At 70.9% G+C, this 10250-nt stretch carries 9 protein-coding genes and 1 pseudogene; 8 read left to right on the forward strand and 2 right to left on the reverse strand.

The features are described 5' to 3' along the window. From H5J26_RS23980 to H5J26_RS24000, 5 genes and pseudogenes are all read left to right on the forward strand, one after another. Window positions 1-213, forward strand: a pseudogene (locus H5J26_RS23980) (ROK family protein); the annotation flags it as partial. A gap of 622 nt (window positions 214-835) precedes the next feature. Next, window positions 836-1120, forward strand: coding sequence for a hypothetical protein (locus H5J26_RS23985; RefSeq protein ID WP_181768032.1), 285 nt, complete (start codon window positions 836-838; stop codon window positions 1118-1120). Between the two features lie 102 nt (window positions 1121-1222). Continuing rightward, window positions 1223-1987 (forward strand): DUF4239 domain-containing protein, encoded by a 765-nt coding sequence (locus H5J26_RS23990; protein WP_181768033.1) that lies wholly within the window; start codon window positions 1223-1225, stop codon window positions 1985-1987. A gap of 101 nt (window positions 1988-2088) precedes the next feature. Beyond that, window positions 2089-3573, forward strand: a complete 1485-nt coding sequence (locus H5J26_RS23995) for an acyl-CoA synthetase (protein ID WP_309238049.1) — start codon at window positions 2089-2091, stop codon at window positions 3571-3573. A gap of 161 nt (window positions 3574-3734) precedes the next feature. After that, the gene (locus H5J26_RS24000) at window positions 3735-3947 is read left to right on the forward strand and encodes a hypothetical protein (protein ID WP_181768034.1); all 213 of its coding nucleotides are present in this window, start codon (window positions 3735-3737) and stop codon (window positions 3945-3947) included. Between the two features lie 14 nt (window positions 3948-3961). On the opposite strand, the gene H5J26_RS24005 is transcribed toward H5J26_RS24000, so the two are convergent. Next, window positions 3962-4957, reverse strand: coding sequence for an acetylxylan esterase (locus tag H5J26_RS24005; RefSeq protein ID WP_181768035.1), 996 nt, complete (start codon window positions 4955-4957; stop codon window positions 3962-3964). A 224-nt stretch (window positions 4958-5181) separates the two neighbouring features. Between H5J26_RS24005 and H5J26_RS24010 the strand changes: the two genes are divergently transcribed. From H5J26_RS24010 to H5J26_RS24020, 3 genes are all read left to right on the forward strand, one after another. Continuing rightward, window positions 5182-6615, forward strand: coding sequence for a lipase maturation factor family protein (locus tag H5J26_RS24010; RefSeq protein WP_181768036.1), 1434 nt, complete (start codon window positions 5182-5184; stop codon window positions 6613-6615). Window positions 6616-6752: 137 nt separating this feature from the next. Further along, window positions 6753-8183 (forward strand): hypothetical protein, encoded by a 1431-nt coding sequence (locus H5J26_RS24015; protein ID WP_210771699.1) that lies wholly within the window; start codon window positions 6753-6755, stop codon window positions 8181-8183. A gap of 11 nt (window positions 8184-8194) precedes the next feature. Beyond that, window positions 8195-9361, forward strand: coding sequence for a molybdopterin-dependent oxidoreductase (locus H5J26_RS24020; RefSeq protein ID WP_235981022.1), 1167 nt, complete (start codon window positions 8195-8197; stop codon window positions 9359-9361). A gap of 304 nt (window positions 9362-9665) precedes the next feature. Here the strand turns inward: H5J26_RS24020 and H5J26_RS24025 are convergent. Next, window positions 9666-10250, reverse strand: a 585-nt coding sequence (locus H5J26_RS24025; protein ID WP_181768038.1) for a methyltransferase domain-containing protein, incomplete at its 5' end; no start/stop codon positions are given.

Here is a 10250-nt window from a genome sequence, read left to right on the forward strand (position 1 = left end):
CGTGCGGTGCTGCTCGGCGGCGCACTCGCCGCGTTCGCGCCGTGGCTGCTGCCCACGCTCGAGGCGGAGTTGCGACGGCGCACCGCGGCTCCGGGCGCGGTGCCAGAACTGGCCGTCTCCGCGATCGGAAGCGAGGGCCCGTCCCTCGGTGCGGCGCATTCCGTCGTACGAACGGTGCTCAACGACCCGCTGGCGTACGCCGTCGCCCGCTGAGCGCAACGCACACCGAGGCGGCAGCTAATCAACCACGCCGTGGAATTCAGCACTTCGGGCTAAAGCGGGCGGATGCCGGCACCAAGTGACTGCGCGTACACACATGCTCGACCGTGTGACACGACGGCACCAATGGCACAGATGGCACGGCGCGGCTGCAACGGCCCTGTCCGGTACGGCACTTGCTCTGAGCTGCGTCGCACCGGCCGCGGCCTGGTCCCGGCCGACGCCCGAAGCGAGCGCCACCGGCATACCCTCGCCCGGTCCCCACCGCAGCGCTCCCGCTCCGCACGAGACGCCCGACCCGCGTCCCTCCGGCGTGGACGTGCACGGACACGTCTCACCCGGCGGTTCGCATCTCTCCGTTCAAGCGAACGACGTCCGCGTCGAGTTGACGTCTCGTCACGGGGTCTGTCGCTGGCTCAGGCTCGTCATCGTCGCCGGCGGTGTGCGGGTATGGCTGGTGATCGGCCACCACCCGTGCGCCCCGGAAGCTCCGCGGCCCACTCCCCCGCCGAAGCCCGTACCGCCTACTCCCCCGCCGCCACCGCCCACCACGCCACCACCGACGCCGACGTCCGAGCCGACGCCCCCGAGCGCCGCACCGGCTGCGCCCACTCCCGTGGTCCACCACCCGGCCGCGCCACCGAAGCCGCAGCCCAGCCCTCCCCCGGCTCGCGACCCCAAGCCGGAGGCGAAGCCTCAGCCGTCGCCGTCCCCGTCGAAGTCCCACCTGGCGGTGCCCGCGCGGCTCACACCGATCCAACGGCACTCCGACGGCAGGCTGCCGCTGGTCACCCGCACGCTGCTGATCGTGGCTCCGGCTGTGCTGGCGGCTGCCGCGCTCCGATCCCGCAGCGGCCGCTCGAGTTCCTCCGCCGGCAACAGCACCGGCTCCGGCTCGTGACCCTTCTCAGGCTGATCCGGGGGCTCCGGCCGGACCGCTGATCCGCCCTGTCCGAACGCCTCAGCTCACGTAGCGCACTCCGACACCACACGGGAGAACCCCATGCCCGACTGGCTGTTCCTCATCCTCGGCATCATCGCGGCCTGTGCCGTCGTGGTGAGCGTCGTCGTCCTGCGGCAACGGCGCTCCACCACCGGCGATCCGTCCGAGACTCCGGACGTGATCGAGTACATGACGATGATGATCGGCGTGGTGTACGCGATCGTCCTCGGGCTGGCCATCGCCGGTGTCTGGGAGGCCCGCAACGTCGCCGACGAGGTCGTCGGCAGCGAAGCCCAGGCGCTGCACGAGGTGTACGAGCGGGCACAGGTCCTTCCGCCCGCCGATCGCGACCGCATCAGGTCGGACGTCGACGCCTACGTGCACCACACCGTCGAGACGGAATGGCCGCACATGAAGGCGCGCGGCGAACTCACAGCTCGCGGCGGTGAGTTGCTCACGAAGCTGCGCGAGGACGTACTGGACTTCCAGCCGGACAGCACGCGAGAGGAGCAGGCCTACGCGGCGATGGCCGACCGTGTCGCCGCCGTGGACGCCGCACGTACCGACCGGGCGGGAAGCACCGAACCCACGCTGCCCGGGGTGGTCTGGGTCGGCCTGTTCGCGGGGGCGGTGGTGGCGGTGGGGATGCTCTTCACCCTGCAGATCCAGCGTTCGGCCAGGGAGCTGCTTCTGGCGGGCCTGTTCACGGCTCTCATCGCGTTCCTGCTCTTCCTGGTGTGGCGGTTCGACTCGCCCTTCTCACGAGGCCTGTCGGACCCCATGGACGCGTTCACCTCGCTCTTCCCCCGGGCCACCGGAGGCTGACGGCTCCGCCGGACGCCTCCCCTGCGCACAACTGGTGGCAAAACCGCAGGTGGATGAGATGCTGACGGTTCCCGAGTCCGGATCACGAAGGAGGGAACCGGGTGCCCGTGCTCTTCCCCGCGCTGCACACCATGCCCGACCGCACGGCGCTGCGCTTCGGTGACCGTGCGCTCAGCTACCGGCAACTTGCCGCAGCCGCAGGCGAGATGGCGACCCGGATGGGTGACGCGAACCGGGCCCTCATCTGGGCGACACCCAGCCTGGAGACCAGCGTCGCGGTCGTGGCCGCGCTGCAGGCCGGTATCCCCGTCGTGCCGGTCAACCCGCGCAGCGGTGAGCAGGAGCTGGCGCACATCGTCGCCGACAGCGCACCCGCGCTGGTGATGGCCGAGCCGTCCGCCGAGCTGCCCGAGATGCTCGGCGGGCTGACTCGCCTGGACATCGCCGTGGCCGCGGAAGCCGACGTCTCCGCGTGGGCGCTCGCCCCCGAGCCGGGTCCTGAAGCCCCGGCTCTCATCGTCTACACCTCCGGCACCACCGGGCCGCCGAAGGGCGTCGTCCTCTCCCGTCGCGCCATCGCAAGCACCTTGGACAACCTCGAGGACGCCTGGCAGTGGACCGAGGACGACGTGCTGGTGCACGGACTGCCGCTGTTCCACGTCCACGGTCTGATCCTCGGTGTCCTGGGCCCGCTGCGCCGCGGCGGCACCCTTCACCATCTGGAGCGGTTCTCGACGCAGGGCGTCGCGAGCGCTCTGTCGGGCGGTGGGACGATGCTCTTCGGGGTGCCGACGATGTACCACCGGCTGGCGGAGGCGCTGGCCGCGGAGCCGGAGCTGGTGCCGGCGCTGTCCGGTGCCAGGCTGCTCGTCTCGGGGTCGGCCCCGCTGCCGATGACCGACCATCAGCGCATCGCCGCCGCGACCGGCCGCCACGTCATCGAGCGGTACGGGATGTCGGAGACGCTGATGAACACCAGCGTGCGCGCCGACGGCGAGCCGCGCCCCGGCACGGTCGGGATCCCGCTCCCCGACGTCGACCTGCGTCTCGTCGACGACTCGGGCAAGCGCATCGGCGCGGACGGCGCGGACACCAGCGACGTGGTGGGCGAGGTCCAGGTGCGCGGGCCAAACCTGTTCACCGAGTACCTGAACCGCCCCGATGCCACCGTCGAGGCCTTCGACGGGGGATGGTTCCGTACGGGCGACATGGCTACGCGGGACGCGGACGGCTACGTGCGGCTGGTCGGACGCAAGGCCACCGACCTCATCAAGAGCGGCGGCTACAAGATCGGCGCCGGCGAGATCGAGAACGTGCTGCTGGAGCACCCCGCGGTCGCCGAGGCGGCCGTCACCGGCGCACCCGATCCGGACCTGGGCGAACATGTCGTCGCGTGGATCGTGCCCACAGACCCCAACGATCCCCCGACCGACCAGCAGCTGGCCGACTTCGTGGCAGGGCAGCTCTCACCGTACAAACGGCCCAGGACCGTGCACCGTCTGGACGCGATGCCCCGCAACGACATGGGGAAGATCATCAAGCGTGACCTGGCAGCACCGGAGCCTCCGCAGCCGCACGAAGCCTGACCCGGCCGCCGCGCCGGCCGGACCCGTCTCCCGCGTCCGCCGGCCGAACTGCCGTCCGGCGACGGGCAGTCCGCGCCGCGGCGGGCCGCCGATACCGAAGTCGCAGGGACGGATACCTTCGGCCGACTGCCGGTCCCCGCCGGCGTTCATAGCCTCTGATCATGAAGAAAATCCTCGGGTTCATCAGCTTCATCCTGATCGCTCAGGGCGTCGGCGGGATCGTGCACCACTTCTTCGGCTGGTTCGAGGGGTGGGGTCTGGTGCACCGCGTCGGATTCCTCGACGGCTACGAGGTCTTCGCGGCGGTCACTCTTCTCATCCTTGGCCTTGCGGTCGGGGGCGCCTCGGACAAGCTGGAGCGCGCCGACAGCTGAGCGCCGGACGAGTGTCACCTCTCGCCGCCGGGCCCGAGCCCGTGCGCGTCCAGCCAGCGCAGCTGTTCCGGCGTCTGCGACCCGCGGCCACCGCCGTGGTCGCCGAACTGCCATACGACGACGTCCTTGTCGGGACTCGCATAGTGGTTGTACGCGGCGAAGCCGGTGGACGGCGGGCACACGGGGTCCATGAGCGCGACGCTGAACAGGGCGGGCGCCGTGGCCCGGCGGGCGAAGTGCAGCCCGTCGAAGTAGTTGAGGGTGCCGAAGACCTTGTCCGGGTTCACGCGCATGTGGACGCCGAGGTAGTGCGCGATCTCCGGGTACGGGCCGGCCGAGGCCAGTTCGGCGCCGCGCCTGATGTGAGACAGGAAGGGCAGGTCCATCAGCGCGGCCGCCACGTCCGCTCCGAGGAGGCCCGCCACTGCCAGCGCGAGGCCGCCGCCCTGGCTGTGGCCCGTGACGGTGACGCGGGAGGGATCGACGGCGGGGTGCGCCCGCACCACCTCGACAGCGCGGACGCTGTCGGTGATCAGACGCCGGTAGTAGTGGTGCTCGGGGCCGTCGATACCGCGGGTCATGAAGCCGGCAACGTACTGCGGCCCGGGCACCGGGTCGGGGTCCGGGGTGTCGTGCCCCTGTCCCCGGCTGTCGACGACGAGATGGGCGTAGCCCGCAGCGCTCCACAGCAGGTTCTCGGTGTGCAGGCCTCGTCCGCCGCTGTACCCGATGTAGTTGACGACGGCGGGCAGCGGTCCGTCCGCGCCGCGCGGCAGCAGCAGCCAGGCCGCTACGGGCTGACCGTCCCATCCCGGGAAGCGGACGTCGTGGACGTCGACGGTGCGCAGGGGCGAGTCGGTCAGTCGCCTGAAGTCCGCCGGGGGCGCGCTCCGGCCCGCTTCGCGAGCGGCGGCGAGAGTGCTGCTCCAGAAGTCGTCGAAGTCCTCGGGCTCGGCGACCTCGGGCCGGTAGGCGCGCAGTTCCCCCAGCGGCATGTCGGTCAGCGGCATGTCTCTCCCCTCGTGCGGGCCCTACCGGTGGGGCGGGTCGGGCGGGTGCTGCCGTCCGGTGGTGCGGCGGGCCTGCCCGTCCATAGATGTGCAGGCCGGCTGGTGTGCAGCTCAGCAGGTGTACGGGCGTCCGGCAGCAGCCACAGCATCGCACGGTGCCCCGGGCACACTTCTTCACTCCTCCCCTCACTCATGACTGCTCCCCAGAGTGGTATCCGTGCTTCATGGACTGGTTCGCGGCACCCGACTACTGGCTGAGCCGGCTCGTGCTGCAGCGCGCGCTGGCCGGTGTGTACCTGATCGCCTTCACCTCGGCGGCACTGCAGTTCCGAGCACTGATCGGTGAGCGGGGCCTGACGCCTGTCCCGCAGTTCGTCCGGCGTGTGCCGTTCCGGGCCTCACCGAGCCTGTTCCAGTGGCGCTTCTCCGACCGGCTCTTCGCCGTCTGCTGCTGGGCCGGCGCCGCGCTGGCGGCCGCGGTGATCGCCGGGGCCGCGGACGCCGTACCTCTGTGGGCGGCGATGCTGATGTGGGCGGTGCTGTGGCTGGCGTATCTCTCGATCGTCAACGTGGGGCAGGTCTGGTACAGCTTCGGCTGGGAGTCGCTGCTGCTGGAGACCGGCTTTCTGGCGATCTTCCTAGGCAACGAGACGACCGCTCCCCCGGTGCTGGTGCTGTGGCTGCTGCGATGGCTGGTCTTCCGGGTGGAGTTCGGAGCGGGGCTGATCAAGTGGCGGGGTGACCGCTGCTGGCGGGAGCTGACCTGCCTCGACTACCACCACGAGACCCAGCCGATGCCCGGACCGCTCAGCTGGTTCTTCCACCGGCTCCCCAAACGGCTGCACCGCGTGGAGGTGGCCGCCAACCATGTCGCTCAACTCGTGGTCCCCTTCGGGCTGCTGCTGCCCCAACCCGTCGCCACGATCGCCGCGGGGATCGTCATCGTCACCCAGCTGTGGCTGGTGATGTCGGGCAACTTCTCCTGGCTCAACTGGCTGACGATCGTCATCGCCCTTGCCGCCGTGGACAGTTCAGCCGTCGCCCAGGCGCCGTCATTCGGAGCGGCTCCCTTGTGGTACGTGGTACTGGTCTGCGCCGTGACCGCGCTGGTGCTGGTCCTCAGCTACTGGCCGGCCCGCAACATGATCAGCCGGGGCCAGCAGATGAACGCCTCCTTCAACTCCCTTCATCTGGTCAACACCTACGGTGCGTTCGGCAGCGTCACCCGCCTTCGGCACGAGATCGTCATCGAGGGCACGGCCGACGATCAGCTCACCGGGGAGACCGTCTGGCGGGAGTACGAGTTCCGGGGCAAGCCCGGGGATGTGCGCCGTATGCCCCGCCAGTTCGCTCCGTACCACCTCCGCCTGGACTGGCAGATGTGGTTCGCCGCTCTCTCCCCCGGCTATGCGAGCGGCTGGTTCGAAGGGTTCATCGCACGCCTGCTGGAGGGCGACCGCGACACGTTGCGGCTGCTGCGGCACAACCCGTTCCCCGACGCGCCGCCCACGCACGTGCGCGCGCTGCTGTACAGGTATCGCTTCACGACATGGCAGGAGCGGCGCGAGACGGGCGACTGGTGGCACCGCACTCTGGTGCGGGAGTTCTTGCCGCCCGTACGGGCGGAGGCCGGGCACGGAAGCGAACACCCCTCCTGACGCGCAGGCATCGCGATGCGTTCCACTCGAACCGCACTCGCCCTCCCACCCCTGCGGCCCGCACCGAGATCTGACGACTCCGTGACGTCTGCCCTGCACACCCGGGAGAGCGCTGGTCAGCGCCCTACCGTGAGCAGGTGAGCACTTCCACCCGCGCGCCCGGAGACGACGCCGGCGATCCGGCCGACCACCCGGGCCCCTCCAACCCTGTGGCCGATGCGGGCCACCCTGGACGCCGCCGCTCCCTCCTCGATCTCGCCGCCGTCGCAGCAGTGGTCGCGCTGTTCATCGCGGCAGTGGTGGTGGGCCGCTCCTACGAGAACAGCTCGGAGACGCTGCGACTGCGGTGGCCGCCTCTGTCCGGCTACTGGCTGCCGCACTGGGGTCCCGGCACCTTCGTCGCCCCCGCCCTCGCCGTGCTCGTGATCGCCTACGGACCTGCCGCGGCACGTGCGCTTCCGTGGCGCACCCTGATGCCGGCCTGCTGGTCGGCAGCGATGGCGTGGAGCTGGTCGCTGGCGCTGGTCGACGGGTGGCACAGGGGCGTCGCCAGGCGCCTGGCGTCGAAGTACGAGTATCTGCAGTCGGTCGGCGAGGTCCACGACGTCGGCGCCACGCTGCGCGCCTTCACCGGCCGCATCCTCATGGACGCACCGGACAACTGGCCTCCGCATGTGGCCGGTCACCCGCCCGGCGCTCTGCTCACCTTCGTCGGGCTCGACCGCTTGGGGCTGGGCGGAGGCGGCTGGGCAGCGGCCTTCGTCATCACGGTGGGCTCCTCGGCCGCGGCGGCGGTACTGGTGACGGTGCGCGCGCTGGTCACCGAAGAAGCGGCCCGCAGAGCTGCGCCGTTCGTCGTGCTGGCTCCGGCCGCCGTGTGGATGGGTGTCTCCGCGGACGGCTACTTCGCCGCGGTCAGTGCCTGGGCGCTCGCGCTGCTCGCCCTGTCCGCGACGCGCACCGTTCGGGCGCCGCGCACAGCAGCAGTGTGCTCCGGCCTGCTGTTCGGGCTGACGTGCTATCTGTCGTACGGGCTGGTGCTGATCGGGATCGTCGCAACGGGGGTCCTCATCGCCGCCCGTACTCTGCGACCCGTCCCCCTCGTGCTGCTGGGCATGGCGCCGTGGTTCGCCCTCTTCACCGCAGCCGGATTCTGGTGGTTCGACGGCTACTTCACGCTCGTCGAGCGCTACTACCAGGGTGCGGCAAGAGTCCGGCCGTACGCCTACTTCGTGTGGGCCAACCTGGCCGCGCAGGCCGCCGTCGTCGGCCCCGCCGTCATCGCCGCGCTGCGCAGGGCGGGCGCCCTTCGTGGCGGCGCGCGGGATGGAGAGCTCACGGTGCGACGTGGTGCGCTCACTCTGCTCGTGGCCGCGGGGCTGTGCTGTGTCCTTGCCGCCGACCTGTCCGGGATGAGCAAGGGCGAGACGGAACGCATCTGGCTGCCCTTCACGCTGTGGCTGCTGCCCGCGACAGCGCTGCTTCCCGAACGGTCGGCGCGCTGGTGGCTCTCAGCACAGGCCGCGCTCGCCCTGACCGTCAACCATGTGCTGTTCACCGGCTGGTGAGAGGGATGGACATGCGAAAGCCGGCCCTTCGGGCTCCTCGGACTCGGTCCTCTCCGCGTGCGGTGCGGTTCCGCGGCGGGCTGCACGACCCGCGTACCGCGACAGTCATCGGCAGGCTCCTGGGGGTGGCGGTGCTGGTCTGTTTCGTCACCGGGCTGTTCAGTCACGTGCTCCAGGAGCCGCCCGGATGGCTTGCCACGCGAACCCCTGCACGGCCGGTGTGGGTCTTCCGCCTGACGCAGGGGCTCCACGTGGCGACCGGCATCGCGGCGATCCCTTTGCTGCTCGCGAAATTGTGGACGGTCTACCCGCGTCTCTTCGAGTGGCCCCCGGTGCGAGGTGTCCGGCATGCCCTGGAGCGAATATCGGTGGCCGTTCTGGTGGCCGCCGCGCTGCTGGAGGTGTTCATGGGGCTGCTCAACACCTTGCAGTGGTACGTGTGGCCGTTCTCCTTCCGGCAGGTGCACTGGGCGCTCGCCTGGGTGCTCGCCGGGTCGCTGCTGCTGCACATCGCGGTCAAGGCGCCGCTCATAAGCGCCCATTGGCGCCGCCGCTCCCCGCAGACGCTGCAACTCCCGCAGGAGAGCGACCCCGATCGCAGATCGCTGCTGCTGGGGCTCGGTTCGGCGGTGGGCGCGCTCACCGTGGTCTCGGCCGGACAGAGCTTCCCACCCCTTCGTCAGCTCACACTGCTCGCACCGCGCCACATGGACCACGGCTCCCAGGGTCTGCCGGTCAACAGAACGGCCGCCGCCGCACGCATCTCCCGCTCGCAGCTACGCGACTGGCGGCTGTCGGTACGAGGGCCGCGCCCCTACACGCTCTCCCTCGCCGAACTGCGTGAACTTCCGCAGCACCGAGTGGAGTTGCCCATCGCATGCGTGGAGGGGTGGAGCAAGTCGGCCCGCTGGACGGGCGTGCGGCTGCGCGACCTGCTGGAGAGAGCGGAGATTCCCCAAGGCGCGTCCCTGCGCGTCGAATCGCTTCAACGCGAGGGTGCGTTCGCCGTCACGGAGATGGGGGCGCAGTACGCGCAGGATCCGCTCACCCTGCTCGCCCTCGGTCTCAACGGCGAGGTGCTGAACCTCGACCACGGCTACCCGGCGCGCATCATCGCGCCGGGCCGTCCCGGAGTGCTGCAGACCAAGTGGGTACGACAGATCGAGGTGCTGGGGTGAGGACCGTACGCGCGGTGCTGGGCGTGACAGGAGTGGCGCTGATCGCCGTGGGCGCCTGGCTGCTGGTGTTCGACACCCGGGACGGGACGGTGCCGCAGGTGGTGCTGTGGCTCGCGGGGAGCGTCGCGCTGCACGACTTCCTGCTCGTCCCGGTGGTGCTGCTGGCCGGACTGGCGCTGCTTCGGGCACCTGCCCGTACGGTGTGGCGGGGCGCCCTGCTGACCGCAGGTGCGCTCACGCTGCTGGCGCTGCCGCTGATGCTGCGTGGCAGCTCTGCCGGCAAGCCGTCGCTGCTGCCGCTGGACTATCCGTCGAACTGGGCGCTGAGTCTGGCGGCCACCGTCCTCGGAACGGTGTGCGTGCTGCTGGTGCGTGCGCTGCGGGCCGGGTGGGCGGGCCGCAGGGCGAGGAACGGCCGTTCGTAGGACCGCCATTCCTCCGCGACGCTCCATCCGGCGCTCACCGAGAGCTCACGCAGCGCCTCGCTGCCGAGCCGCGCCCACGGGAAGGCGGGGCCGTGCCCGCCGGTTCCGTCGTCCAGGCGGACCTCTATCCGCTCCTCCACCTCTGCCGGCGCCGCCTCCACGAACAACAGCCCGTCCGGGGCGAGGAGTTCGCGTACCCGGGCGAGGAGTGCGGAGGGGTCGCCGCCGATGCCGATGTTGCCGTCCAGCAACAGGGCGCTCTGCCAGCGCCGTTCACCGGGAAGCGGGTCGAAGACGGACCGTTGCAGTGCCGCGCCGCCGGTCCGTCGCGTACGGGTGATGGCCGCCGGTGAGGTGTCGACGCCCAGCACGGGCGTGCCCAGGGCGGCCAGCGCGGCCACCAGCCGGCCGGGCCCGCAGCCGATGTCGAGCACCGCGCCCGTACAGCGCCGTAGAACACTCAT

The sequence above is a fragment of the Streptomyces albidus (ex Kaewkla and Franco 2022) genome (assembly GCF_013870515.1).
Taxonomy (GTDB): domain Bacteria; phylum Actinomycetota; class Actinomycetes; order Streptomycetales; family Streptomycetaceae; genus Streptomyces; species Streptomyces albidus.

What these genes read in the sequence shown, in the direction of transcription:
- H5J26_RS23990 (WP_181768033.1), top strand. Translation starts at nt 1,223, where the DNA reads ATGCCCGACTGGCTGTTCCTCATCCTCGGCATCATCGCGGCCTGTGCC.
- H5J26_RS24000 (WP_181768034.1), top strand. Translation starts at nt 3,735, where the DNA reads ATGAAGAAAATCCTCGGGTTCATCAGCTTCATCCTGATCGCTCAGGGC.
- H5J26_RS24005 (WP_181768035.1), bottom strand. Translation starts at nt 4,957, where the DNA reads ATGCCGCTGACCGACATGCCGCTGGGGGAACTGCGCGCCTACCGGCCC.
- H5J26_RS24010 (WP_181768036.1), top strand. Translation starts at nt 5,182, where the DNA reads ATGGACTGGTTCGCGGCACCCGACTACTGGCTGAGCCGGCTCGTGCTG.
- H5J26_RS24020 (WP_235981022.1), top strand. Translation starts at nt 8,195, where the DNA reads ATGCGAAAGCCGGCCCTTCGGGCTCCTCGGACTCGGTCCTCTCCGCGT.